The organism is Clostridium liquoris (assembly GCF_002995785.1).
Lineage (GTDB): Bacteria > Bacillota > Clostridia > Clostridiales > Clostridiaceae > Clostridium_AO > Clostridium_AO liquoris.
This window is the reverse complement of record NZ_PVXO01000044.1, coordinates 94181-119986: the sequence shown is the minus strand read 5'-3', so window position 1 is coordinate 119986 and position 25806 is coordinate 94181. Positions and strand designations below refer to the sequence as shown.

The following is a 25806-nucleotide window of genomic DNA, read 5'->3' as shown; positions in this document are numbered from 1 at the left end:
ATGAATGTAACATAAGTGTTTTCAATGCTTTGAGCAATACAAAGATTTAATGGCATGAAGTTTGCTATATAATAAATGAAACCGTTTAATAATAAAAAATAAGGAGGAGATTAAATGTTAAAAGAAGCTAATTTTAAAAAAGTCCGAAAAGGTGTATTTTGGCCAGCATTTATAGTAGTTGGAGGGTCAGCATGTTTAGGCATTTTTAATAATAAAGCTTTAACTGATGTGGCAAAAAGCACTTTTACATGGTCACTTGAAAGCTTTGGATGGTTATATCAATTGGTATCTATTGTAGCACTATTTATAGTAGCTATAATAACTTTTTCAAAATTAGGTAAAATACGTTTTGGTGGAGCAGATGCAAAACCTAAGTTTTCCTTTCCAACATGGTTCGCCATGGCGCTCACTGGTGGAATCGCCACAGGAATTATTACATATGGAGTTAATGAACCTATTATTTATTTTGGAAATATATATGGGGAAATGGCAAATACCGGGGTACAACCAGGTACCCCTATGGCAGCAATTTATTCCATAGCACGTTGCTTTTATAATTGGAGCTTTATACCATATGCTATGTATTCTTTGTGTGGATTAATAGTAGCATACATGTATTTTAATAAAAAGAAACCATTATCTGTAACATCAACATTAATACCTTTATTTGGTGAAAAGGTTACTAAGGGAATATGGCCCAATATTATTGATACTTTATCACTTTTAGCTATGGCGTTAGGATTAGCGTCTTCTCTTGGAGCAGGATTAGCATTGGTAGGATCTGGATTGGAGATTTCTTATGGAATTAAACAGGGACCAATTGTTTGGTTGATATTATCAATTTTAATAACAGCTACATTTACTGTTGCATCATCTTCAGGTATAGATAAGGGAATTAAATGGCTAGCAGATTTTAACTCAAAGATATTTTATTTTTTATTGATTTTCTTATTCATTATTGGACCTACTATATACATTTGTAGAACCTCTACATCTGGGCTTGGATATTGGCTTCAAAACTTTTGGCAGTGGGGACTTGATCCAGGCGATATTGGCGGAGAAGCATTGGTTATGTGGTGGACACTATATGATTGGGCTATATGGATTGCATATGCACCACTTATGGGAATTTTCCTTGCTATGATATCCTATGGAAGAACTATTCGTCAATTTATGATAATCAATTGGGTATTACCTTCAACTTTTAGTATTGTATGGTTTGGAATATGGGGATCTACTGCTATTAAGTGGCAGCAGAGTGGAAAAATTAATTTAATATCCACTATAAAACAAAATGGGGCAGTATCAGGCTTATGGACCTTTTTAGGGAACCTTCCTTTAGGGGCTATAATAGTACCTGTTGTAATGTTAACCTTAATTATTTCATTTGCTACATCAGCAGACGCTATGACTACAACCATTGCATCCTTATGCATGGAAGGATCAAAACATGATGAAGAACCCCCTCTTTGGCAGAAAATATTATGGGGTGTTTCAATTGGAGCTATAGCATTCTTTATGGTGGCATATGGAGGCGGTGAGCAAGGAGTCGATGGAGTTAAATACTTAGCGGCGGCAGGCGGCTTCATGGTGTTATTCATATTTACACTGCAGGTAATTTCATCAATTAAAATGTTTTTCATTGATGATATAGAGCAATAGTTATAGAAGACATGTCAAGAAGTTAAAATTTTCTATATAATGTGAGGAGGAAAAGACATTGACGGATAATTTATGTGCTAAAAATATAAAAAAGGTTGTTCTTGGAGGCAAAATTAATATAGAAGAATTTGTTGCTGTAGCCCGTTTTGGAGCTAAGGTTGAATTTTCAGAGGAGTATTGTGAAAGAGTAAAAAAATCCCGTAAGCTTGTAGAAAAATGGGTTAAAGAAGGAAGAGTTATGTATGGTATTACCACAGGATTTGGTGCACTTTGCACAGAGGTAATATCTGAGGAAGATGCTTCAAAACTTCAAAGAAATATAATACTATCACATTCAACATCAGTTGGGGATCCTTTATCAATTGAAGAAGTTAGAGGCACTATGCTTATGGTACTTCAAAATGTAGGACAAGGATTTTCTGGGGCACGTATAGAAACAATGGAGATGTATAGACAATTTTTAAATTTAGGAATTACCCCATTTGCACCTAAAGAAGGATCTGTAGGATATCTTTCTCCAGAAGCACATATGGCTTTAGTATTAATTGGAGAGGGAAAGGCATATTTTAAAGGACAGCTCAGAAGTTCTAAAGAAGTGTTAGAAATGGCAGGTTTAAAACCAACAGTACTATCTTCCAAAGAGGGATTAATACTTGTTTCAGGAACCACTTCTGTAACAGCAATTGCTTCTTTGGCATTATATGATATGTTGAATGCAGCAAAAACTTCGGATATAATAGGAGCTATGACATTAGAAGTTTTAAAAGGTACGGTTAAAGCCTTTGATGAACGTTTAATGAAGGTGCGCCCTCATGATGAGCAGTCAAAAACAGCTAGTAATGTAAGAAGAATACTTCAGGATTCAGAAATTGCAAAGCATTTTAAAGATTATCGCCTTCAGGATGCATTGTCACTTAGGTGTATACCACAACTACATGGAGCTGCAAAGAAAACATTAAAAGATGCTTTGAAAACTGTAGAAATAGAAATGAATTCCTGCTGCGATAACCCAATTATTTGGCCAGAAGGTGATGACGGGGAAGCTATATCAGGGTGTAATGCGGATTCATCCTATGTAGGCATAGAAATGGATTCTGCTTGTATTGCAGCCACTATGCTTGGAAAAATGTCAGAACGTAGAAACAATAGATTAGTAGATGGCAGTATTTCCGAGTATCCCTGGTTTCTTATAAAAAAGCCAGGGCTAAATTCCGGATTAATGATTCCTCAATATACTCAGGCAGGTTTATTAAATGATATGAAAATTTTATCTCATCCCGCAACAGTAGATGGAATACCAACTTGCGGAAATCAAGAAGATTATGTAGCTATGGGATATAATGCCTGTAAAAAATCAAGACAAGTTGTAGATAAACTTGAATTTATATTAGCAATAGAACTTTTATCCGTATTCCAGGCTCATCAATTCATTGATAAAAAATTATCACCAGGGAAAGCTTCCAAGGCAGTACTAGATGAAATTGCATTGACAGTACCTCTAATGGAAGAAGATATTTTTCTTTATCCACACATAAATACTTTAAGGGATTTAATACATTCAGGAAGGATAATTGAATTGGTAGAAGATAAAATAGGAAGGTTGATGTAAATATGAAGGCTGATGTAAATATGAAAGTAAAAATTGATATTACTAAGATTTTCTTTACGCCGCCGTCCAATATGTTTGAGCGTATTGCATTATTTCTAACTATATTAGTTACATTTATAATGTTTTTTGGGCCATTAGCATTTTCTAAAATGTCACCAGTGGAAGCCATAATTACAGCAGCGGTTCCTTCATTAACAATGTCTTGGGCATGGTTGGTACTTCTAAGATCCATCTTTAGGAAAAGAGATTTTTGTAAAAAGTAAGCACTTTTTTGTTGAGTGTATGATTCTTAGTTGGTATAATTTTTGAGAAATTGAGTGACATTTTAAGCAATGAGGCTGCGGCATTAAGGGATTTACATACAATAATATTGTAATATTTATTCTTAGTGCCACAGCCTCATTTCAAGATTTTAATTTTTATTTCTAGTTCCATTTTCAGCGTATTGTTTACTAGAATTTCCTCTATTCATGTAACCATTCTTTGCATTTCTACTATTATTAGTAGAAGTTTCAGCAGACTGATTTATTGTTTTCATGGTTTTTTTAACGGACATATATAAACCCTCCCTAATTTAGACTCTATATTATTATTAGACATATGCTTTTCAATTATTCATAGCCAATATTGTGTAATAGAAAGCAATATTTTAGATTATGAATATAATTTCCATTTGTGCAAATTATATAGATTGAATGGAAACATAATTTACAATATAGAGCGGGGAAGAAATATGAAAATAGGGCTTGTAAGACATTTTAGAGTAGATTTAAGAAGAACAAATTTTATGACATCTGAGCAGTATAATAAATATATTTCGGAGTATGATATAGCAAAAGTTATTGAAAATGAGATTGTTATAGATAAAGAATGGGATAAATGTTATTGCAGTAGTTTACCAAGAGCTGTGTATACTGCAAAAACTGTATACCATGGCCCCATAATGATAACAGATAAATTGAGAGAAATTTCTACAGCGGCATGGATAAAAACTAATATACCATTGCCATATTATATTTGGTCACTACTAAATAGAATAGCATGGGTTAGAAATAGTATTACCCAACCAGAGGGAAAAAAGGCCAGCTTAAAAAGAATCAATGAAATTGTTAATGATATATTAAAAGAGGAAGATAAAAACATACTCATCGTAAGTCATGCAGGCACAATGTATGAAATAAGAAAGATACTTATTAGAAAAGGATTTAAAGGTGAATGGTTCTTAAAACCTAGAAATGGCAAGCTATATATTTTAAAAAAATAAGATTAAAAAATCTATAATAGGCAAGGAGCAGCTTTAAAATAATTGTTTTGAAATTGCTCCTTTTCACATGTAATTAATTATTCTGAAGATGATATTATTTAAAAATCCTGGAATTGAATTATTATCAATATATATGATAAACTTATGAATAACAATAAAGGAAATTTTATTCTTGAAATCAGGAGGAAACAAGGGAAACATGATTAAAATATGGGGGAAATTAATTAAGGACAATAAAATTATAAAAGATGAAGTGGCTGCATCTGATATTGAAGGAAACTACCAGGAAAACTTAAAGGCATGTATTATAGAGTTATGTAATAAGTTCGACATTCCAAAGCCATACTGGCTGCCAACAAATATAGAGGAATTCAATAAAAGAACTAAAACTACTTTTAATGAAGATAATTTTGTAGAAGAATTAGATTTTGATAGGTTTATAATAGAAGAATTAGATTTGGATAAGGAAAATTAGATTTGTTATACTTATTTCTATTTTATTTATAATTATGGAGTGATATTATTATTATGTAAATTAAAATAGATAACTTATGATCATATGGTCATCAGGAGGAATTTTATGGAACTGAAGATGTTTAATTTTATAGAAAAATCAGGGGAATATCTAGAAAACTCAAAAGAAAGGTTGGAAGCTGCCTGCAAGGATATAGAATTATATTTTCAGGAGATATTATTATTAAATAATGATGGATATTTAAGTGTAAATTCTAGAATAAAATCAGCTTCAAGTTTAAAGGAAAAAATACTTAGAAATAACTATTATAAAAGATATAAATCTTTGGAGGAACTTTTTTCAAATCTTTCAGATCTAATTGGAATTAGAATTGAATGTAGATTTGTTGAAGATGAAAACAAGATATACAAAATGCTAAAAAAGCACTTTAATAAAAAAGATTCTAATGGATATTACTATAATCAAGAGAAAGAAAATATAAAATTAAAGCTAAGTGGAAAGCAGCCACAGGAACAAAAGAATGGATTTGAAATATACAGAATAGATGGTACTTATCAATATAATGATGAAGTATTTAATTTTGAACTTCAAATTAAATCTTTGGTTAATGTATTTTGGGGAGAAATTGAGCACAAAATAATTTATAAAAATAATAACTACATTATTGCAGATGAATTTCTTAAGGATATAATGGGATCAGTTAAAAAAAATCTTTCTATGATAGATAATCAGCTTTTAATTATATATAATCAGTTTAACAAGCAAAACACCATTGACCCCAGTGTTAGAAAGAATCAATTAGAGGTTTTGGTTGCGAAAATAGTCTATGATATTTTTTCTGTGAAAATGAAAAAAAGTATAGGTTTTATTATAGATTTTAAGGAATCATGTAATGAAATAGTTAAATATATTTTTAGAGAAAACAACACCGAGAATTCACAGGATTATAATAAGGCGTTAATAAAAATATTATCTAGGTTAAATGATATTGCCAAAAATAAGGTGGATTTTAATTGTGAGATAAAATTTGAAAGGGAAATACATTTTCAGGATGAATTCTCTAATATTATAGGCAATAGTATATTAAAATCTATAAATAAAGATTTTCAATGGAATATATTTTTTAGAATATTATTTGAAATAGAGCTTGGGAATAATGCGGAGGACTTTGAGACTTATCTAAGTTTTCTTAGGAATAGACTATATTATAATGACTGCTTTTTACAATTGTATAAATTATTTAAATCAGATGAGGCAGAAATTATAATAAGCTCTTTAATGAAGGAAATAGCTTATAGCTTTAAGGATATAGATTCTATAGATTTTATATATGACTGCAACATAAAGAAAATAAAAGATGCTATAGAAGATGTAGTAAAATCAATATGTACAAATATTAATTCCTTTGATGAATGGGAAGAATTTAAAGATATCTACTTAGAATTACTTAAATTAAAAGTATTAGCAGTTTTCCATTGCAAGGTTAAAGTAAATAAAGTAAAAGGTTATATAAAAGATATTAAAAAATATCCAAACACTAAAATAGAAGTAAAAACAAGTATTCTTGAGCTTTTAGATAAGCTGGAAACATCAAAGGAAATTGAAGCTAAGGAAGTAGTAAAAATATTTAAAATTTAATCTTAGTAATTTTAATTAATTTTGGGGACAGTTCTCAATTTAATCTTAGGGACAGTTCTCAATTTAATTTGCATAGGGGAGAATAGAATGAATTACACATTAATTGCCACATCGACCTTTGGCCTTGAAAAAGTAGTAGCTAACGAACTAAAGGAATTAGGATATGATGATTTAAAAATAGAAAATGGTAAGGTAACTTTTGAAGGAGATGAAATGGACATAGTCACTTGTAATATGTGGCTTAGAACAGCAGATAGAGTACTTATACAAATGGCGGAATTTAAAGCTGAAACATTTGAAGAGTTGTTTCAGGGAACTTTGGCAGTAAACTGGGGAGATATTATACCTATAACCGGTTTTATGCATATAGTGGGCAAGTCTGTAAAGTCAAAACTTTTTAGTGTTCCGGATTGCCAATCTATAGTAAAAAAAGCTGTAGTTGAAGCTATGAAGAGAAAGTATAGAAGAGATTTATTCTCAGAAGATGGAGCTGAGTATAAAATAGAAGTAGGCATACTTAAGGATATAGTAACCTTAACACTTGATACTACAGGGCCAGGATTGCATAAAAGAGGATATAGGGAAATGGCTGGAGTAGCTCCAATGAAGGAAACTTTGGCAGCAGCTCTTGTACTTTTAAGTAAATGGGAGCCATCAAGATTATTAGCAGATCCATTTTGTGGTTCAGGTACCATTGCTATTGAAGCAGCCATGATAGCAAAAAATATAGCTCCAGGACTTAATAGAAGCTTTGTGTGTGAACAGTGGGACATAATATCACAGGATTTGTGGGAAGATATAAGAAAATATGCTAGAAATTCTATTAATGATAAAGAGTTTAGAATAATGGCTTCAGATATTGATGGCAGAGTGCTGCAAACCGCAAGAGTAAATGCTAAAAAAGCGGGGGTAGAGGAGTATATTTCCTTTCAAAAACTTGATGTAAAAGATTTTTCATCTAAGAAAAGATATGGATTTATTATAACAAATCCCCCTTATGGTGAAAGAATTGGAGAACTAAAGGAGGTTGAGGCTTTATATAAGGTTATGGGAGAGGTATTCCAAAATTTATATGATTGGTCATATTTTGTAATAACTTCCTATGAAGGGTTTGAAAAATGTTTTGGTAAAAAGTCTGACAAAAATAGAAAGCTTTATAATGGAAGACTAAAGTGCTATTATTATCAGTATTTTGGAAAAGATCCAGAGAAAAAGAATACATATTACTAAAGATATAATGAAAATATAAGAGGTAAAAAATTATGGAAGATTTTGATTTTCAATCTTTGCATTTAAGTGAAGAAATATTAAAAGCTTTAGAAAAGTTGGGATATGAAAAGCCATCTGAGGTACAAGAAAGAGTTATTCCTTTTGTCTTTAAGGATAAAGATATTATAGTAAAATCACAAACTGGTAGTGGAAAGACAGCAGCCTTTGCTATTCCTATTTGTGAAAAAATAGAAATTGAAAAAAAAGATCCTCAAGCTTTAGTACTTACACCAACTAGAGAGCTAGCTGTACAAATAAAAGAGGACATTTCTAACATTGGAAGGTTTAAAAAAGTAAGATGTGCTGCTGTATTTGGTAAACAGCCTATGACTACTCAGGTAAGAGAATTAAAGCAGAGGGTTCATGTTATTGTTGGTACACCTGGAAGAACTTTAGATCATATAGAAAGAGGAAATATAAATTTAGAGGGGATAAAATATTTTATTATAGACGAGGCTGATAAAATGTTAGATATGGGTTTTATTCAGCAAGTTGAAAGTATTATAAAAACATTACCCCATAATAGAGTAACTATGCTGTTTTCTGCAACAATGCCTGAAGAAATTGAAGAATTATGTAATAAATACATGATTAATCAAATGAAGATAGAAATAATCTCTAAAAATCCTGCTACAGAAAAAATTCATCAAATGTATTACAAAATTGAAGAGAATAAAAAGTTCAGCCTTCTAAATAAAATAATTTATACCCAGGCGCCGGATAGCTGTATTATATTTTGTAATACTAAAGAACAGGTTGGCAATGTAGCAAAAAGAATGAAGGATAAAGGTTATTCCTGTAATTCATTACATGGTGGAATGGAACAGAAGGATAGATTAGATACCATGGAAAGATTTAAAAGAGGAGAATTCCAGTTTTTAATAGCTACTGATGTAGCAGCTAGGGGAATTGATATAGAGGGAATAACCCATGTTATTAATTATGATATACCTATGGAAAAAGAAAGCTATATCCATAGAATAGGAAGAACAGGACGTGCTGGTAATGAGGGTATAGCAATTACATTTGTATCTCCTTATGAATCAAGGCTTTTAAGTGAAATTCAGGAGTATGTGGGTTATAATATACCTGAAAAAGAAGCCCCATCAGAGGAAGAAGTGGAGATTGGGAAAAAAGCTTTTGAGAAAAATATTAATGTTAAACCTAAACTAAAAAGTAAGAAGAATTTTCAGTTGAACAAGGAAATTACAAAATTATATATTGGTGCAGGAAAGAAGAAAAAAATGAGACCGGGAGATATACTTGGAGCAATTATAAATATTGAAGGAATCACTGGCGAAGATATTGGAATTATTGATATTCAGGAAAACTTTTCTTATGTGGATATATTAAATGGAAGGGGAAAATTTGTACTCCAAGCACTTCAGAATGCTACCATAAAAGGGAAAAAAGTTAGAATTCAGAAAGCGGAAAAGTAGATACTAATTTATACATAAATATCAAAAAAACTTATTATATTTATGATTTTGCTATTGATTATTGTTAATGAAGGTGATATTATTAATAAGTAGTTGCAATTAAGCAATTACTGAGAAAAGATTTAATATGATGAACAACATTCCCTTCTTTATTTAGGAACGTAATGTGAATCAGAGTTTAAATCTTAATTATAAAAGGAGGAATGTTGAAATGGCAGATAAGACATTAGTATGTAAAGATTGCGGAAAAGAATTCGTATTCACTGAGGGAGAACAGGCGTTCTACAAAGAAAAAGGATTCGAAAATGAACCACAGAGATGTGCTGATTGTAGAAGAGCAAGAAAACAGCAGAACAACAATAGAGGATTCAGAAGATAGTATAATTTTGTACTATATGCCTTATAAGAAGAAATTCTTATAAGGCTTTTGTTTTTTTGAAAGTGAAAGTGTGAAAGTGGGGACAGTTCTCAACTATTAATCGGAAATTCGATGGAAATGTAGAAATGGCAAAAGAAAATTAATATTAAAATTCACAGGCTAACTAATTTAAATCTAATTAGACTAAATTGGTTAGCCATTTTTTTATTATTTATATTAAATAAAAGAAAATAAGTATTTTAGTAAAGCAAATTAATTGACTAGAATTTAAAAATATAAAGAACTATCCCCTATTTTATGCCATTTATTTTATTGACAAAATGGAATATTGATGCTAGAATCATAGTGAATAATAAAAGAAATTTATATATAAATGTTCGCATTGTAACGAATTAAAATTATGATTATATAAAACATTAATATGAAGGAGAATATAAATGAAAAAAAAGTGGTATTATATTTTGCTTGTCCCAGGATTAGTTATTATATTATTTTTTCTAATTATGCCTCTTATTAATACAATTTTTCCAACCTTTATGGTAAAAGGAAGCTTAAGTCTAGAACAGTATAGTAGGTTCTTTAAAGATAAGTATTTTATGCAAATTTTTCATAGAACCTTTAAGATAGCTTTAATCTCATCTTTTATATGTATGATATTAGGTGTGCCTGTTTCTTATTTCATTTCAAGAAGTTCAAAAAAATTAAGGGGATTATTAATGGCTTGCACCGTGTTTCCTATGTTAACAAATTCTGTTGTTAGGGCTTTTGCCTGGATGAACATTCTAGGCAAAAATGGTTTGATTAACAAAATATTAATGGAATTTAATATTATAGATAAACCGTATAAACTTCTGTATACAGAATCAGCAATCGTAATAGGATCTGTATATTTATTTTTACCATTAATGATTGTATCCATGGTTGGGGTTATGGAAAATATAGACAACGATTTACTAGAAGCTGCTGAAAGTCTTGGAGCTAACAGGCTAAAAGCTTTCTTTAAAGTCGTATTTCCTTTAAGTATTCCTGGACTTATAGTAGGAACCATACTTGTGTTTACAGGAACTTTAACTGCATACACTACACCGCAACTTCTTGGAGGAAACTCAAACATGGTTTTATCTACTTTGATTTATCAAAAGACTATGAGCCTTGGAGATTGGAATGGAGCAGCAGTAGTATCTACAGTAATGATATTAACCACTCTTTTAGTAATAGGTATTATAAACAAATTAGCATCAAGATTAAATGAAAGGGGTGTGTAATATGAGGAAAAACAAATTCTTATTAATATTTTCAATATTAGTTTACATATTTTTGTTTGCACCATTAATCATAATCGGCATAACAGCCTTTGGAGGGGAAAGTTATATAGCATTTCCACCAAAAAGCTTTAGTGTAAAATGGTTTGCTAATATATTTAGTTCAGAAACTTTTATGAATACACTAAAAACCAGCATGGAGATATCTCTTATTGCCACAATTGCAGCATTAATTCTTGGGGTACCAGCTGCTTATGCATTGAGTAGATTTAACTTTAAAGGGAAAACTATTTTAAAAAACTTCTTTTTTTCTCCAGTTATTGTACCTGGAATTGTAGTAGGATTTTCACTGTTTCAATTCATGATAATAAAATTAAAATTACCTATATATACAAGCTTGCTAATAGGACATACCATAATCATTATTCCATATATTATTAGAGTTATTGGTTCAAGCCTTGAGGGATTTGATTATGCAATAGAAGAAGCTGCTATGAGTTTGGGCGCTGGGAAAGTTGAAACTTTCTTTAAAGTTGTGTTCCCAAACATTACCTCTGGAGTTATAGCCGCCTTTATGTTAGCTTTTATAAACTCTTTTAATAATGTGCCTGTATCAATATTTTTAACGGGACCAGGCATTAGCACTTTGCCTATAAGTATGATGAGTTATGTGGAATATAACTATGATCCTACAGTATCGGCCCTTTCCGTTTTATTAATGATCATGACTATAATTGTAATGTTTATAGTAGAAAAAACTTTGGGGTTAAGCTATTTTTTAAAATAATAATTGGAGGTACACTATGGAGTTAATTAATTTAAAAGATATAACCGTCTCCTATGATGGAAAAAATAATATTTTAGAAAACTTAAATTTAAAAGTAGAAAAAGGCCAATTGGTTTCATTACTTGGACCAAGTGGATGTGGGAAAACTACCACACTTAGAGTTATAGCTGGCTTTTTAGAAGCGAATTCAGGTCAATTTATTTTTAATAATAAAGACTATACAAAAATACCTGTACACAAAAGAAATTTTGGATTAGTTTTTCAAAGTTATGCTCTGTTTCCGCATTTAACCGTTTTTGATAATGTGGCTTTTGGATTAAAAATGAGAAAAATGAATAAAAAATCCATCGAAGATAATGTAAATAGAATTTTAGAAGCAGTAGATATGAAGAACTTTGCCAAACGATATCCAAAAGAACTTTCGGGAGGACAAAGGCAAAGGGTAGCTATAGCTAGAGCCTTAGTTATTAAGCCTAATTTATTGCTTTTAGATGAGCCTTTAAGCAATCTTGATGCAAAATTAAGATTAAAAATGAGAGTCGAAATAAGAAAGTTACAGCAGGATTTTGGAATAACAACTTTATTTGTTACACATGATCAGGAAGAATGTTTTTCCATATCAGACAAGGTAGCAGTTATGAATAAAGGATTAATTGAACAATTTGATACTCCTGAAAACATATATTCTAATCCAGCTACAGAATTTGTTGCTAGATTTGTAGGCTTTGAGAACTTTATAAATTTAAATCATATAGGAGATAAAGTTTATGAAGGAATGGGTGAAAATAAATTTAAAGTTCAATGCGAAAGAAAAAAAGGTGAAAATATAAAAGGCACTATAAGACCAGAAGACATACAAATTCTAAGAGAAAATAAAGATGAAAATACAATAGAAGGTATTGTGGAAATAAGAACTTATCTGGGAAAATCTTATCAATATAATATAAAGACAGAACTTGGAACTTTAGTATTAAAGGAAACAAATGATGTGATTTATAAACAAGGTGATAAGGTAAAGCTTTATCTACCATCAAATAAAATAATTTTAGTATAAAATTTACGAGGAGGGTAAATATGAAAAGAAGACTTATAGCATTGTCATTAGCTCTAACCACTATATTAACTTTTGCTGGATGTGGTTCATCAAATAGTAAAAACGAAGGGAAAGGCGAACAAAAGAAATTAGTTATATCTACTTGGGGATTAAATGAGGACAAGCTCAGAGAGGATGTTTTTAAACCTTTTGAAGAAAAGAATAATGTAAAAATAGTATTAGAAACAGGTAATAATTCAGAAAGATTGACAAAGTTAAAAAATAACCCTAATTCAGATGTTGATTTAATGTATCTTGCAGAATCCTTTTCTGAGGATGGAGCAGCACAGGGGCTATTTGATAAAGTAGATTATAGCAAGATATCTAATTCAGAAAAATTAAATTCAAAAGCAAAAGCTGCAATAAAAGAGGGATTTGGCCCAGCTTATACATTAAACAGAATAGCAATAGCTTATGATCCAAAGAAAGTAGGATTTGAAATAAAATCATGGAAGGATTTATGGAGACCAGAATTAAAGGGGAAAATTGCTATACCAGATATAACAACAACCTTTGGACCAGCTATGGTTTACATAGCAGGAATAAAGGCTGGAGTTGATGTTACAAAAGATAAAGGGGAAGCAGCTTTTAAACAATTAGAAGCATTAAAGCCAAATGTAGTTAAGACTTACAGTAAATCCTCAGATTTAACTAATATGTTTGCCAGTGGAGAAATTGCAGCAGCAGTAACAGCAGATTTCGTATATGGGAACATCAGCAAAGCAGCTCCAGATGTAAAATATGTAGATCCAGTAGAAGGAACATTCATAAACTTTAATACAATAAATATAGCTAAAAACTCAAAGAATAAAGATTTAGCCTTAGAATTTATAAACTATGCTTTAAGCGCAGAAGTACAAAAAAGAACAGCAAAGGGACTTGGAGAATCTCCAGTTAATACAGATGTAAAACTTTCACCAGAAGAAAGCAAAAATTTAACCTATGGAGATGTAATAGAAAAATCAAACACCATAGACTATAAATTTGTTAACCCATTAATGAAAGATTGGATAGATAAATGGAATAGAATATTAAATTAGTTACCCTATAAGGAGAGAAAAATGCAGGTAGATTTATTAATTAAAAATGTAAAAGTGTTTAATGTTTATATGAGAAAATTTATAAGTGAAGATGTAACTGTGCTAAATGAAAAGTTTTTTTATATAGGCAAAGATAATGAAAATAAACTAGAACCTAAAGAAATAATAGATGGAAAAGGAAGTTATTTGATTCCTGGATTAATAGATATTCACATGCATATAGAAAGCTCTATGACTACTCCATTTCAGTTCTCTCAGGCAGTAATTCCACATGGGGTCACCACTGTAGTGGCTGATCCCCATGAAATTGCTAACGTATTTGGAATTGAAGGAATAAAGGCTTTTATAGATAATGATAAAAACGTTAAATTAGATATTTTTTATGGAATTCCAAGCTCAGTACCTTCTACATCACCTCACCTTGAAACTACAGGGGGAATTATAAAAGAGAAAGAAGTAAGTGAGCTTTTAAATTATAATAAAATTAAATGCTTAGGGGAAGTAATGAATTTTAAAGATCTAATTGAAGATGAGCATTCGGTAATAAATAATATTATAAAAATTATAAAAGAGAAAAAACCATATCTTCCCTTAGAAGGACACTGCCCTAAAATAGAAGGTATAGAGCTTGCACAATATATTTATAGAGGGATTGATGGGGATCATACCCAGCAAACCCCAAAGTCTTTAGAGGAAAAAATAAAGAATGGAATGTTCGTTGAAATTCAAGAAAAGTCTATGACACAGGAAAATTTAAATTACTTAATTGATAATGATTTATATGAACACTTTTGTTTTGTCACTGATGATGTTATGGGTGATAAATTATTAGATGGACATTTAAATAAGTTAGTTAAAAAGGCCATAGAAATGGGAATGAAACCGGAGTTGGCTATATATGCATCCACATACATTCCTGCTAGAAGAATGGGATTTAAAGATAGAGGAGCCATTGCACCCGGAAAAATTGCAGATTTTATTATGCTTAATGACTTGAATAATTTTAAAATATCAAAGGTGTATAAAAAAGGGCATATTATTTATGATGGATATACAGTATATGAAGAGAAGAAAAATAGCTTTCCTAAGAATTTTTATAACAGTGTAAGGCTAGATAACTTAGACTTTCAAGACTTTAAAGTAGTAACTCCAATAAAAGAAGGAAAAGTAAAATGCAGAATAATTAATGTTAATAAAAACACTACCTTTACAGAAGAAAAAGAAGATATATTAAGAGCATCAAATGGAGAATTAATCTGGGAGGAATCACCTTATTGCTTGATTGGAGTTTTTGAAAGATATGGAAAAGGTGGAGGGAAAGCCTTTGGATTAGTTGGAGGAGATGCAATAAAGGAAGGGGCTATTGCTACGACTTGGGCTCATGATCATCACAACTTAATGGTTATGGGAAGAAATATAAAAGATATGATGCTAGCAGCAAATCATATTATTCAAACACAAGGGGGATACTGCGCAGTAAATGGCGGAAAGATTTTAGCTTCTATAGAATTACCTGTGGGAGGAATTGTATCAGAAGAAAGAATTGACATATTTGGAGAGAAACTTAAAAAAGTAAGGAATGCATTAAAAAAATTGGGATATACACATAACAATGAAATAATGTCATTTAGTACTCTGTCTTTACCTGTTAGTCCAAGCATTAAAATTACAGATAAGGGGTTAATAAGAGTAAAAACTCAGGAAATAATCTCTTTATTTTTAGTATAATAAATAGGAGATAACTATGGATAAAATTTTAATTAAAAATGTTACAATTCTTACCATGAATAAAGCTAAAGAAATTATTGAAAATGGAGTAGTTGTAATATCAGGCAAAAAAATAATAGATATAGGGGACAGTTCTTTAGAAAGTAAATATAAAGGTTTCTTTATTATAGATGGTAATGGAGGTATTTTAATGCCTGGCATGGTAAACTGCCACAGCCATGTATCTATGGTAGCATTTAGAAGTTTAGCAGATGATGAAGCAGACAGGCTAAAAAAATATATTTTGCCTCTTGAGAAAAAGTTAGTAGATAAGGATTTGGTTTACAATGGGGCAAGATACGGAATATGCGAGATGCTGCTTTCCGGAGTTACTACTTTTTGCGATATGTACTATTATGAAGATGAAGTAGCTAGGGCAGCAAGCAGATTAGGTATAAGAGCTATTCTAGGAGAAACAATAGTGAATTTTCCATCTCCAGATTCAAAGGAACCATATGAAGGATTAGCATATTGTAAGGAGTTCATACAGAACTGGCATAAGAATGACTTAATAACTCCAGCAGTAGCACCTCATGCTCCCTATACTAACGATAGTGAACATCTAATCAAAGCATATAATCTTTCCCAAAAGTATAAGGTGCCGCTTACAATGCATGTAGCAGAAATGGACTATGAGTATAAAAAATATAAAGAAGAGTATAATATGACACCTGTTCAATATCTAGACAGTTTAGGCATACTAGATAAAAATTTCATTGGAGCACATTTAGTTTTAGTGGATGATAAAGATTTGGATATATTAGAAGAAAGGGAAGTAGGAATTTCACACAACATAGGTGCAAATTCAAAAGGAGCCAAAGGAGTAGCCCCTGCTGTAAAGATGTATAAAAGGGGAATGAAAATAGGTCTTGGAACGGATGGACCTATGAGTGGAAACACCCTTGATATAATGACGCAAATGCCTTTAGTTGGAAAAATTCATAAGCTTTTTAATAGCGATAGAACATTACTGCCAGCTAAAGATATTGTAGAAATGGCTACAATAGGGGGAGCAAGAGCTTTAAACATGGAACATCTAATTGGAACCATAGAAATAGGTAAAAGAGCAGACCTAGTTATCTTAGAAACTGAATCTGTCAATATGCAGCCTATATATGATTATTATTCAACAATAGTTTATTCAGCTAATCCATCTAATGTGGACACTGTAATTGTAAATGGACGGATTGTAGTCAAGAGCAAGAAAATACTACATGTAGATTTTAATGATATTAGAAGAAGTTTATTAGATATGAAGGATAAGATACTTTCTGCGACTAAAGAAATATAAAGTGATGTATTGGTTATGGTTACCAATACATCACTTTGTCTATTATAGATTTAGGTATGTGAACACACAATTTTAGGCATAATAATTAGGCTTTTTAATTTGATTTGTGTTAATATTAGTTATAGTTATTTTGAAAGGATTGGTCACATGAATAAGATATTAGTATTAGCTGAAAAACCTTCTGTTGGAAGAGATATAGCTAGGGTTTTAAATTGTAATAAAAAAGGTAATGGTTATCTTGAGGGAGAAAAATACATAGTTACTTGGGCCCTTGGACATTTAGTCACATTAGCGGATCCTGAGGCTTATGATGAGAAATATAAATCATGGAGAATTGAAGACCTGCCAATGCTACCTTCTAAGATGAAGCTTGTTGTTATTAAACAAACTGGCAGGCAATTTAATATAGTTAAAGAGCAGATGAATAGAAAAGATGTAAATGAAATTGTTATAGCCACAGATGCTGGGCGTGAAGGTGAGCTGGTAGCTAGATGGATAATAGAAAAGGCTCATATAAATAAAAAACTGAAACGTCTTTGGATTTCTTCTGTTACAGATAAGGCTATTAGAGATGGATTCAATAAACTAAGAGATGGCAGGGAATATGAAAATCTTTATGCTTCTGCTGTAGCTCGTTCTGAGGCGGATTGGATTGTAGGCATTAATGCCACTCGTGCTTTAACTTGTAAATATAATGCTCAGCTTTCCTGTGGAAGAGTTCAAACTCCAACACTTGCTATAATTGCTAAAAGGGAAGAGGAAATTAAAAATTTCAAACCTAAAACCTTTTATGGTATTACTGCTGTAGCTAATGGTTTAAAGCTAACTTGGCAGGATAGCAAAACTAGGAATACAAAAATATTTGATAAGGCAAAATGTGATAAGATATTTCAGCCATTGAAAAATAAAAATGCTGAAGTTATAGAAGTAGATAAGACCTATAAAAAAAGTTTTTCTCCAGGTTTATATGATTTAACGGAACTTCAAAGGGATGCTAATAAAATCTTTGGATATTCAGCAAAGGAAACACTTTCTCTTATGCAAAGGCTTTATGAAAGTCATAAAGTGTTAACCTATCCAAGAACAGATTCTAGGTATATCTCCACAGATATAGTGGATACCCTAAAGGATAGGGTTAAGGCTTGTGGAGTAGGTCCTTACTCAAAGTCAGCTTTTAAAGTTTTAAAGAATCCAATAAAGGGGAACAAATCTTTTGTAGATAATAGCAAAGTATCAGATCATCATGCTATTATACCAACAGAACAGTCAGTTTCTTTAAGTTCATTAAGTGATAAGGAAAGAAAAATATATGATTTAGTGATTAAAAGATTTTTAGCTGTTTTATACCCTCCTTTTGAATATGAGCAAACTACAATAAAAGCTAAAGTTGGAGAGGAAATGTTCATTGCCAAGGGAAAGGTTGTTATATCCCAAGGCTGGAAAGAGGTCTATGAAAATCATTTTGATGATGAGGATTCAAAAAATGATATTTCAGAACAAAGATTGCCTAGCATAAATAAAGGAGATATTTTAAATATATCTGCTATTTCTCAAACTAAAGGAGAGACTAAGCCGCCAGCTCCGTTTAACGAGGGAACTCTTCTTTCTGCTATGGAAAACCCAGTTAAATATATGAGTAACGAAAGTGAATCCTTGAAAAAAACTATTGGAGAAACTGGAGGACTTGGGACTGTAGCCACAAGAGCTGACATTATAGAAAAATTATTTAATACCTTCTTAATTGAAAAGAAGGGCAAGGACATTTTTATAACTTCTAAGGGTAAACAGCTTTTAGAGCTAGTACCTGAGGATTTAAAATCCCCAACATTAACTGCACAGTGGGAGCAGAATTTAAGCTCTATTGCTAAGGGTTCTCTTAATAAAAATGATTTTATTAATGATATGAGAAGCTATGCAAAAGTAGTTGTCAACGATATAAAGAATAGCCATGAAAAATTCAAACATGATAATCTTACAAGAAGTAAATGCCCACAATGTGGAAAATATATGCTAGAAGTTAACGGTAAACAAGGCAAAATGCTTGTTTGTCAGGATAGAGAATGTGGCTATAGGAAGGCAATTGCTAAGGTTACTAACGCTAGATGTCCTAACTGTCACAAAAAACTAGAACTTCGTGGTGAAGGAGAAGGAAAAATTTTTGTATGTAGCTGCGGTTACAAAGAAAAGCTTTCCTCATTTAATAAAAGAAAGAAAAATGACAACGGCAAAGTCACAAAAAGAGATGTATCAAAATATTTAAAGGAACAGAAAAAAGTAAATGATCAGCCCATCAATTCCGAATTGGCGGATGCTCTTGCTAAGCTTAAATTTTAGTTTAACCAGGGACAGTTCTCAACTATTATTTAACTATTATTTAACTAGTAACTAGGGACAGTTCTCAACTTTGAGGATAAGGATAGGGGACAGTTCTCAATTAATAGAAAATAGAGGAGTAATTTTAAATTAGCGGTTTCACTTGAATATTAAGTAACAGTATGGCAATACTACCAAATAAAAGCTTTAAAGGAGTGGTAGTATGCCAAGGGCCGCACGAATTAAGAATAGTGATTCTATTTTTCATATAATGATAAGAAGTATAAGTGAAATTTCCTTGTATAAAGAGGATGAAGATAAAGATAAATATTTAAAATTAATAAAAAAATATCAAGGAGTGTTTGGGTTTAAAGTATACGGATATTGTTTGATGACAAATCATGGACATTTAATCATAGATGTAAATGGATCAGATATCTCCAAAATAATGCATGGAATAAATCAATGTTATGCTCAATATTTCAACAAAAAATATGAAAGATGTGGTCATGTTTTTCAGGACAGATTTAAAAGTAAAGTTGTATATAATAATAAATATTTAATTACCTTATCAGCATATATACATAATAATCCATTGGATATAGAAGAATATAAACAATGTGTTGAAAATTATAAATATTCAACTTTAGGTATATACTTAGGTATCAGAAACGACAATTTAGAAATAGTAGATGATGACTTTGTAATGCAATTGCTTAATGAGAATGTAGAAAATGCGAGAGAAAGGTATATTAAATTAGTTTATAAATGTGATGATAAAGCTATTAAAGCGGATACGGAGTTTACAAATGAGAAAAGTGAATATAGAAGTGAAAGAAGCATACTTATAAGAGATCATGACCCTGATAAGATAATAGATTTTGTAATAAAATACACAGGAATTGAAAAGAGAAAAGTACATTTTAAAAACAATAGAATGGCAACGGAGAGCAAGGCGTTATGTGTACTTTTAATGCGCTATTTTTGCAATTTTACTTATAAGGATATATGCAAAGTTATAGGTAATTTAACTTTATCAAGAGTTTCAAAGTTATGTGCAATTGGTGTGGAAATTATTTACAATGATGAAAAGTATTGTAACATAATAGAAGATTTTTTAAAGAGCAGTGTTGCATAAAAAACAATATATAATCATATAATCAAAAATTGAAAAAATAATACAAGTATATTTTTAAGAATATAAAATAGATAAAAAATAAAATATTAATATTAAAGTGGACAAGCTAATCAATTTAAAACTAATTAGATTAGCTTGTTTTTGTTTTAAGCATAAACTGAAAAGAGAAATAAATGCTTTTATAAAATGGACTATTTTATTCTAATTTAAAACTATTTAGAACCATCCCTCATAAAATAGATAAAGAGATATTTTATAAAATAAAAGGAGAAAGTAAATTCTATGATGAATTGCGATTTTTATAATCCTGGTATGGCATATTGTCATATGAAAAAAAGAGTTATGAAGATAAGGGGACTAGGCATAGTAAAGGCACAGCCCAATATAGCTATTGTAAGTTTAGGAGTTATAACAGAAAATAAGAATCTGGAAATTGCCCAGACAGAAAATGCAAAAAAGTCCATAGCTGTTATAAATGGATTGAAAACAATGGAAATACCTAATAGTGATATAAGTACTGGAAGTTATGTTATTGAACTACAATATGATTATGTAGAGGGAAAACAAATATTTAGGAACTATAAGGTAACTAATATTTTGAATGTAACCATAAGAGATGTTGATAAGGTAGGAGAGATAATTGATAGCTTAGTGAGAAATGGAGTGAATGTTGTAAATGACATAAAGTTTACCGTAGATAATATGTCTATTTATTATAATAAAGCTTTAAATTTAGCAGTAAAAGATGCTATGAGAAAGGCTGTGGAAATTTGGAATACTTTAAAGGTTAATGTGAATAAGGTTCCATCTAGTATTGTAGAGGAAAATTGTAATGAGGCTATGCCACAACCTATTATGATGAAAATGTATGCAGCTACTACCCCCATAATGCCTGAAGAAATTAAGATTACTGCTAAAATAGAAGGAACTTTTAACTATAACTCCTATAAGTATTAAATTTATGGGAAAGTAATGTAAAATAAGTTATAAAAATTGCTTCAGAAAAAACGGTTTAACAAAAAAGGTAATTAAGGTAATTGAAGAATAATAAGATAAGTCTAGGGATTAGAAGAAACTTTTAATTTTACCTAATCCTTAGATTTTTTATGTATTATTATATAAAACTATTGAGAACTGTCCCTGCTACCCCTATACCCTAATACCTACTACCTTGTTATTGTAAGTTAAAACTATTGAGAACTGTCCCTACTACCTATATAATAAAAATATAAATATATGAAGGGTGGCTTTAAATGGATGAATTTAAATCTATTAGTTTAAGGTTTGCAACTGTGGGTACATTATCCAAATTTTTATTAACCATAATTTTATTAATAAGTATTTATTGGATAAATAAAATTTTAATTAACTCTATTGATGGTGCAAATTGGAGTTCACATAAGACAATAAAATTTAAAAAAGTATTTTCTGTTTTTGTGAAGATTCTATTTTTAGTATTAATAACTCCTGTTTGGGTATATGAATCTGAAGATATCTTAACCTTCCTTGGACTTTTCTCAGCAGGTATGGCCTTTGCTTTTAAGGATTTAGTATCAAGCTTTTAGGATGGGTAATAATAAATTCCCATAAGCCATTTGTAGTAGGAGATAGAATTAAAATTGGTGATAGCATAGGAGATGTATTACAGATAGATTGGTTTTATACTACTATAATAGAAGTTACTCAAAATAATAATACTTATGGACAAAGTACTGGAAGACTAACTCATATTCCTAATATAAAAGTACTTTCAGCAGAGATAATAAGTGAAACGAGCACTTTTCCATACACTTGGAATGAGATACAGTTTAATCTTGCCTTAGACAGCAACTGGCAAAAAGCCAAGGAAATAATAATTAATGTAGCAGATGGGGAAATGGGAAATATAGAAGAAGTAAAGGAATCTTTAGATATAGCCTCCAAAACCCATCCCATATATTATCAAAATCTTTCTCATACAGTGTATACCTCAATTGATTTGGGAAAGATAATACTTACTTTAAGATTTATATGTGGTTCTAGAAATTTTAGAAATTTAGAGCATAATATAGTTGAAGGAACACTTATAGAGTTCAAAAAATATAGTGACATAAAGCTTATATAGGTAATAAATGATAAATATTATAGAGTTAATTTTAAAATTATATATAAAAATATAGAAAGTGAAGGTTATGAATACAAAAAGTATAATAAAAAGTTATTTCCCAGCATTAATGCATAAAGAATTTAAGTATTTTTGGATAGGTTCCATGGTTTCATTAATTGGTACATGGATCCAAAATACTGGTCAGGCATGGCTTGTACTTACACTTACTAATTCTTCATTTAAATTAGGATTTGTAAGTGCCTTGCAATTTACTCCTGTGCTAATCTTTTCACTTTTTGCAGGAGCTGTAATAGATACTATTCCCAAAAGAAAAATTTTGCTTTTTACTCAAACTAGTTTTATGATTCTAGCATTTGCACTTTCTTTTTTAGTATTCACAAAGAAGGTACAGTATTGGCATGTATTGGTTTTAGCATTTTTACTAGGTTGCATAAATACCATAGATATGCCTACAAGACAATCCTTTATGATAGAATTAGTAGGTAAAGAGGACTTATTGAATGCTATAGCCTTAAATTCTTCTGTTTTTAATGCAGCCAGACTCATAGGACCTGGAATTTCAGGCATTATGATTCATTATTTTGGATTTACCTTATGTTTTTTCTTAAATGCTTTAAGCTTTATACCTTTGATATATGGTATATATAGAATAAAGGCAAAAGAAGATAATAGATTTTTAAACAAAAAGAAAGATATAATTAAGGATATTAAAGAGGGTATTGTTTATATATCTAAAAATCCAATTATATATAGAACAGTTTTACTCATAGCTATAGTGGGAACCTTTGCCATGAATTACAGTGTTCTTATTCCTCTTCAAGCAAAAATGGTTTTAAATCAGGGATCAAAGGAATATGGGTATTTAATGTCAAGCATGGGGGCAGGTTCCTTTATTTCAGCAGTACTTGTGGCAGCTAAAAATAAATCCAATCCAAAAGAGTCGTTGCTATACCTTAGCGGTACTGCAATTTCTATATTTTTAATTGGAATGGGATTTACTAAATCATTTATGGTAAGTGCAATACTGTTATTTATGATAGGTATATTTAATATTTTATTTTCTGCTAATGCTAACTCAAGAATACAATTAAATTCTTGTGATGAATATAGAGGAAGGGTAATGAGTGTCTATTCATTAGTATTTACAGGAGTGACGCCTATAGGCAGCTTATTTACCGGATATGTAAGTAGTAAATATAATGTATCTTCTACTTTTATAGTAAGCGGAATAATTACAATTATTCTTGTATGGATGCTTTTTGCTATGTCTTTTAAAAGAACTTCAGCTGAATAATTTCACTTATTTTATAACAATGCATATTTTAGAAAATAATATAAATAATAAATATATGGAAAAGAAAATGAGATTTATTATTTATGGATTAATGGGCTGGTGTACAGAAATCTTTTTTACGGGAGCTTATTCTTTAATGAGAGGAGATATAACATTAAGAGGATTTACATATATATGGATGTTTCCTATATATGGGTTACTCATTCTTCTTGAACCTATTCATAATAGAATAAGAAATTGGTCAATGATTTTAAGAGGGGGTGTGTATGCAGTATTGATACTCATAGGTGAATATACTACTGGTTCAATATTAAAATTTATATTAGGTATATGTCCCTGGAATTACGAAAATAGTCCCTTTGTAATCAGCGGAATAGCAAAATTAGATTATGCTCCTTTTTGGTTTATTGCAGGATTATTGTTTGAAAAGCTTCATGATGTATTAATAGGGTATGATTCATTAAGAAAATATTCATAGAAAAAATAGAGGAAAGCTATATTATTTATTATGACCATGAAAGTATAAGTTAAAATCTTTTACTTTCATGGCCTTTTCTATTCAATAAAATAAATTTTAAACATATATTTAATAGGAAGAAGTAAATGCGGAGGGAAAACTTAAAATGGAGACTTATAGTAATAGTGAAAAATTAAAAGAGATAAAAGAAAAAGTTAATAGAAACTGTTATTATAGAAAATCCATGCGATATACGTCTTGTCCCATACAAATAGCTTACTACGAGAATTTATTATATACAGATATGATGAATGCATTAAAATCTATTACAGAAATTTATAGACATATAGATAAGGAAAACATAAAAATAAACTCTAGGCAGACGAAAGAATTTACTTTAGAAGAACTTTCTAATTATGATGGAACTATGGGAAAGCCTGCTTATGTAGCAGTAAATGGAAGGGTATATGATGTAAGCAATGAGGCTACTTGGGGAGGAGCTAGCCATTTTGGGCTTATTGCAGGTAAAGATTTAACATCTCAGTTTAATGGATGCCATGGAAACTTAGGCATATTATCTAATTTGCCTAAAGTAGGAATACTTAAACCTTAGCGATTATTATGGAGGAGTTAAAGTGAAACAAGAAATAGAATGTCCACTAATGCCCTGTAAAGAATCTACTGCTAAGTTACTTTCAGAAGAAGCTATAGCACTTATAAGGGAAGGAAAGGCGAAAAAAATTAATGCTATGTGGTTAGAAGTGACGGGGTGCTCTGGAAACATCATTTCATTTTTAAATGGAGAAAATCCAGGGCTAGATTATGTATTAACTCAATTAATCAATTTAACCTATAATAATAGTCTTATGGGGGAGGAAGGGGAAAAAGCGTTTCAAATATTTTTAGATACTTTAGATACTGAATTTATTTTATTAGTGGATGGAGCAGTTTCTACTAAGGACAATGGATTATATAATATTGTTGCAAAATATAAGGGTAAGAATATTACAGCTTTAGAAGCAGTAAAAATGGCAGGAGAAAAAGCAAAATATGTATTGGCTGTAGGGACTTGCGCTTCACATGGAGGAATTTCTGCAGCAAGACCTAATCCCTCAGGCAGCAAAAGCGTAAAGGACGTGCTGAACAGAGAAGTTATAAGATTACCTGGCTGCCCCTGCCATCCAGATTGGGTAACAGGAACATTAGCTCATTTGGTGGCTCACGGTAAACCAGAATTAGACTCTCTAGGAAGACCTATTATATTCTATGGGGCTACTATTCACGATTCTTGTACAAGAAGAGGATATTTTGATAAGGGGATATTTGCTAAAAAACTAGGGGAAAAGGAATGCATGTTTAAGCTTGGATGCAGGGGACCAGTTACAAGAACAGATTGCCCAAGAAGAAAATGGAATGGATATGTAAATTGGCCTGTTGAAGCTAATACACCATGTATTGGCTGCGCACAGGCATATTTTCCAGATGGAATGGAACCCTTTGTTCGATATTGATACAATGGAGG

Annotated in this window: 25 protein-coding genes and 1 pseudogene; 25 read left to right on the top strand and 1 reads right to left on the bottom strand. The window is 30.7% G+C overall.

Annotated elements, in window-relative coordinates; all coding sequences use genetic code 11:
* Positions 1 to 114: 114 nt before the first annotated feature.
* Genes CLLI_RS08200 through CLLI_RS08190 form a run of 3 tightly spaced genes read left to right on the top strand, consistent with a single transcriptional unit; the run spans position 115 to position 3534 of the window.
* Positions 115 to 1662 carry a BCCT family transporter gene (locus CLLI_RS08200; RefSeq protein ID WP_106063723.1) on the top strand — a complete coding sequence of 516 codons (1548 nt, stop codon included), beginning with the start codon at positions 115 to 117 and terminating at the stop codon, positions 1660 to 1662.
* Positions 1663 to 1720: 58 nt separating this feature from the next.
* On the top strand, positions 1721 to 3271 hold the full coding sequence (locus CLLI_RS08195; RefSeq protein ID WP_106063722.1) for an HAL/PAL/TAL family ammonia-lyase: 1551 nt from the start codon (positions 1721 to 1723) through the stop codon (positions 3269 to 3271).
* Between the two features lie 2 nt (positions 3272 to 3273).
* Positions 3274 to 3534: a hypothetical protein gene (locus CLLI_RS08190; RefSeq protein WP_106063721.1), complete on the top strand. Its 261-nt coding sequence runs from the start codon at positions 3274 to 3276 to the stop codon at positions 3532 to 3534.
* A gap of 149 nt (positions 3535 to 3683) precedes the next feature.
* On the opposite strand, the gene CLLI_RS14500 is transcribed toward CLLI_RS08190, so the two are convergent.
* Positions 3684 to 3827, bottom strand: coding sequence for a hypothetical protein (locus CLLI_RS14500; RefSeq protein WP_170063678.1), 144 nt, complete (start codon positions 3825 to 3827; stop codon positions 3684 to 3686).
* A 177-nt stretch (positions 3828 to 4004) separates the two neighbouring features.
* Between CLLI_RS14500 and CLLI_RS08185 the strand changes: the two genes are divergently transcribed.
* The 22 genes and pseudogenes from CLLI_RS08185 (at position 4005) to CLLI_RS08090 (ending at position 25795) form a co-directional block, all read left to right on the top strand.
* On the top strand, positions 4005 to 4535 hold the full coding sequence (locus CLLI_RS08185) for a histidine phosphatase family protein (protein ID WP_106063720.1): 531 nt from the start codon (positions 4005 to 4007) through the stop codon (positions 4533 to 4535).
* A gap of 199 nt (positions 4536 to 4734) precedes the next feature.
* On the top strand, positions 4735 to 5010 hold the full coding sequence (locus tag CLLI_RS08180) for a hypothetical protein (RefSeq protein WP_106063719.1): 276 nt from the start codon (positions 4735 to 4737) through the stop codon (positions 5008 to 5010).
* Positions 5011 to 5115: 105 nt separating this feature from the next.
* Positions 5116 to 6648, top strand: a complete 1533-nt coding sequence (locus tag CLLI_RS08175; RefSeq protein ID WP_170063677.1) for a GTP pyrophosphokinase — start codon at positions 5116 to 5118, stop codon at positions 6646 to 6648.
* A gap of 87 nt (positions 6649 to 6735) precedes the next feature.
* A complete protein-coding gene (locus CLLI_RS08170) occupies positions 6736 to 7878 on the top strand; it encodes a THUMP domain-containing class I SAM-dependent RNA methyltransferase (protein WP_106063717.1) in 1143 nt (380 codons plus the stop codon).
* Between the two features lie 32 nt (positions 7879 to 7910).
* Positions 7911 to 9356 (top strand): DEAD/DEAH box helicase, encoded by a 1446-nt coding sequence (locus CLLI_RS08165; protein WP_106063716.1) that lies wholly within the window; start codon positions 7911 to 7913, stop codon positions 9354 to 9356.
* A gap of 211 nt (positions 9357 to 9567) precedes the next feature.
* The gene (locus tag CLLI_RS08160; protein WP_106063715.1) at positions 9568 to 9735 is read left to right on the top strand and encodes a zinc-ribbon domain-containing protein; all 168 of its coding nucleotides are present in this window, start codon (positions 9568 to 9570) and stop codon (positions 9733 to 9735) included.
* 437 nt (positions 9736 to 10172) lie between these two features.
* On the top strand, positions 10173 to 11000 hold the full coding sequence (locus CLLI_RS08155) for an ABC transporter permease (RefSeq protein WP_106063714.1): 828 nt from the start codon (positions 10173 to 10175) through the stop codon (positions 10998 to 11000).
* Between the two features lies 1 nt (position 11001).
* Positions 11002 to 11784: an ABC transporter permease gene (locus CLLI_RS08150; RefSeq protein WP_106063713.1), complete on the top strand. Its 783-nt coding sequence runs from the start codon at positions 11002 to 11004 to the stop codon at positions 11782 to 11784.
* 16 nt (positions 11785 to 11800) lie between these two features.
* A complete protein-coding gene (locus tag CLLI_RS08145; RefSeq protein ID WP_106063712.1) occupies positions 11801 to 12838 on the top strand; it encodes an ABC transporter ATP-binding protein in 1038 nt (345 codons plus the stop codon).
* 20 nt (positions 12839 to 12858) lie between these two features.
* Complete coding sequence (locus CLLI_RS08140) at positions 12859 to 13917, top strand: ABC transporter substrate-binding protein (protein ID WP_106063711.1); 1059 nt, start codon at positions 12859 to 12861, stop codon at positions 13915 to 13917.
* Positions 13918 to 13938: 21 nt separating this feature from the next.
* Positions 13939 to 15645: an adenine deaminase gene (locus CLLI_RS08135; RefSeq protein WP_106063710.1), complete on the top strand. Its 1707-nt coding sequence runs from the start codon at positions 13939 to 13941 to the stop codon at positions 15643 to 15645.
* Between the two features lie 16 nt (positions 15646 to 15661).
* Positions 15662 to 16975 (top strand): amidohydrolase, encoded by a 1314-nt coding sequence (locus CLLI_RS08130; protein WP_106063709.1) that lies wholly within the window; start codon positions 15662 to 15664, stop codon positions 16973 to 16975.
* Positions 16976 to 17122: 147 nt separating this feature from the next.
* Positions 17123 to 19309, top strand: coding sequence for a DNA topoisomerase III (locus CLLI_RS08125; protein ID WP_106063708.1), 2187 nt, complete (start codon positions 17123 to 17125; stop codon positions 19307 to 19309).
* 202 nt (positions 19310 to 19511) lie between these two features.
* The gene (locus tag CLLI_RS08120) at positions 19512 to 20426 is read left to right on the top strand and encodes a transposase (protein ID WP_106063707.1); all 915 of its coding nucleotides are present in this window, start codon (positions 19512 to 19514) and stop codon (positions 20424 to 20426) included.
* Positions 20427 to 20708: 282 nt separating this feature from the next.
* Entirely contained in the window at positions 20709 to 21383 is a 675-nt protein-coding gene (locus CLLI_RS08115; RefSeq protein WP_106063706.1) for an SIMPL domain-containing protein, read from the top strand.
* Between the two features lie 296 nt (positions 21384 to 21679).
* Positions 21680 to 21991, top strand: a complete 312-nt coding sequence (locus CLLI_RS14865) for a hypothetical protein (protein ID WP_242975561.1) — start codon at positions 21680 to 21682, stop codon at positions 21989 to 21991.
* Positions 21979 to 22056: pseudogene (locus CLLI_RS15055) on the top strand (mechanosensitive ion channel domain-containing protein); the annotation flags it as partial. The gene CLLI_RS14865 and the pseudogene CLLI_RS15055, both read left to right, overlap by 13 nt.
* 246 nt (positions 22057 to 22302) lie before the next feature.
* A complete protein-coding gene (locus CLLI_RS14855) occupies positions 22303 to 22530 on the top strand; it encodes a hypothetical protein (protein ID WP_242975560.1) in 228 nt (75 codons plus the stop codon).
* A gap of 67 nt (positions 22531 to 22597) precedes the next feature.
* Entirely contained in the window at positions 22598 to 23827 is a 1230-nt protein-coding gene (locus CLLI_RS08105; protein ID WP_106063705.1) for an MFS transporter, read from the top strand.
* A gap of 67 nt (positions 23828 to 23894) precedes the next feature.
* Positions 23895 to 24305, top strand: coding sequence for a putative ABC transporter permease (locus CLLI_RS08100; RefSeq protein ID WP_242975559.1), 411 nt, complete (start codon positions 23895 to 23897; stop codon positions 24303 to 24305).
* A gap of 145 nt (positions 24306 to 24450) precedes the next feature.
* Positions 24451 to 24897, top strand: a complete 447-nt coding sequence (locus CLLI_RS08095; protein ID WP_170063676.1) for a cytochrome b5 domain-containing protein — start codon at positions 24451 to 24453, stop codon at positions 24895 to 24897.
* A gap of 49 nt (positions 24898 to 24946) precedes the next feature.
* Entirely contained in the window at positions 24947 to 25795 is an 849-nt protein-coding gene (locus tag CLLI_RS08090; protein ID WP_106063742.1) for a hydrogenase small subunit, read from the top strand.
* Positions 25796 to 25806: the final 11 nt, after the last annotated feature.

Excerpts from the sequence above, each read along its gene's own strand:
- CLLI_RS08200 (WP_106063723.1), top strand. The coding sequence starts at position 115 with ATGTTAAAAGAAGCTAATTTTAAAAAAGTCCGAAAAGGTGTATTTTGG.
- CLLI_RS08190 (WP_106063721.1), top strand. The coding sequence starts at position 3,274 with ATGAAGGCTGATGTAAATATGAAAGTAAAAATTGATATTACTAAGATT.
- CLLI_RS14500 (WP_170063678.1), bottom strand. The coding sequence starts at position 3,827 with ATGTCCGTTAAAAAAACCATGAAAACAATAAATCAGTCTGCTGAAACT.
- CLLI_RS08185 (WP_106063720.1), top strand. The coding sequence starts at position 4,005 with ATGAAAATAGGGCTTGTAAGACATTTTAGAGTAGATTTAAGAAGAACA.
- CLLI_RS08180 (WP_106063719.1), top strand. The coding sequence starts at position 4,735 with ATGATTAAAATATGGGGGAAATTAATTAAGGACAATAAAATTATAAAA.
- CLLI_RS08175 (WP_170063677.1), top strand. The coding sequence starts at position 5,116 with ATGGAACTGAAGATGTTTAATTTTATAGAAAAATCAGGGGAATATCTA.
- CLLI_RS08170 (WP_106063717.1), top strand. The coding sequence starts at position 6,736 with ATGAATTACACATTAATTGCCACATCGACCTTTGGCCTTGAAAAAGTA.
- CLLI_RS08165 (WP_106063716.1), top strand. The coding sequence starts at position 7,911 with ATGGAAGATTTTGATTTTCAATCTTTGCATTTAAGTGAAGAAATATTA.
- CLLI_RS08160 (WP_106063715.1), top strand. The coding sequence starts at position 9,568 with ATGGCAGATAAGACATTAGTATGTAAAGATTGCGGAAAAGAATTCGTA.
- CLLI_RS08155 (WP_106063714.1), top strand. The coding sequence starts at position 10,173 with ATGAAAAAAAAGTGGTATTATATTTTGCTTGTCCCAGGATTAGTTATT.
- CLLI_RS08150 (WP_106063713.1), top strand. The coding sequence starts at position 11,002 with ATGAGGAAAAACAAATTCTTATTAATATTTTCAATATTAGTTTACATA.
- CLLI_RS08145 (WP_106063712.1), top strand. The coding sequence starts at position 11,801 with ATGGAGTTAATTAATTTAAAAGATATAACCGTCTCCTATGATGGAAAA.
- CLLI_RS08140 (WP_106063711.1), top strand. The coding sequence starts at position 12,859 with ATGAAAAGAAGACTTATAGCATTGTCATTAGCTCTAACCACTATATTA.
- CLLI_RS08135 (WP_106063710.1), top strand. The coding sequence starts at position 13,939 with ATGCAGGTAGATTTATTAATTAAAAATGTAAAAGTGTTTAATGTTTAT.
- CLLI_RS08130 (WP_106063709.1), top strand. The coding sequence starts at position 15,662 with ATGGATAAAATTTTAATTAAAAATGTTACAATTCTTACCATGAATAAA.
- CLLI_RS08125 (WP_106063708.1), top strand. The coding sequence starts at position 17,123 with ATGAATAAGATATTAGTATTAGCTGAAAAACCTTCTGTTGGAAGAGAT.
- CLLI_RS08120 (WP_106063707.1), top strand. The coding sequence starts at position 19,512 with ATGCCAAGGGCCGCACGAATTAAGAATAGTGATTCTATTTTTCATATA.
- CLLI_RS08115 (WP_106063706.1), top strand. The coding sequence starts at position 20,709 with ATGATGAATTGCGATTTTTATAATCCTGGTATGGCATATTGTCATATG.
- CLLI_RS14865 (WP_242975561.1), top strand. The coding sequence starts at position 21,680 with ATGGATGAATTTAAATCTATTAGTTTAAGGTTTGCAACTGTGGGTACA.
- CLLI_RS14855 (WP_242975560.1), top strand. The coding sequence starts at position 22,303 with ATGGGAAATATAGAAGAAGTAAAGGAATCTTTAGATATAGCCTCCAAA.
- CLLI_RS08105 (WP_106063705.1), top strand. The coding sequence starts at position 22,598 with ATGAATACAAAAAGTATAATAAAAAGTTATTTCCCAGCATTAATGCAT.
- CLLI_RS08100 (WP_242975559.1), top strand. The coding sequence starts at position 23,895 with ATGAGATTTATTATTTATGGATTAATGGGCTGGTGTACAGAAATCTTT.
- CLLI_RS08095 (WP_170063676.1), top strand. The coding sequence starts at position 24,451 with ATGGAGACTTATAGTAATAGTGAAAAATTAAAAGAGATAAAAGAAAAA.
- CLLI_RS08090 (WP_106063742.1), top strand. The coding sequence starts at position 24,947 with ATGCCCTGTAAAGAATCTACTGCTAAGTTACTTTCAGAAGAAGCTATA.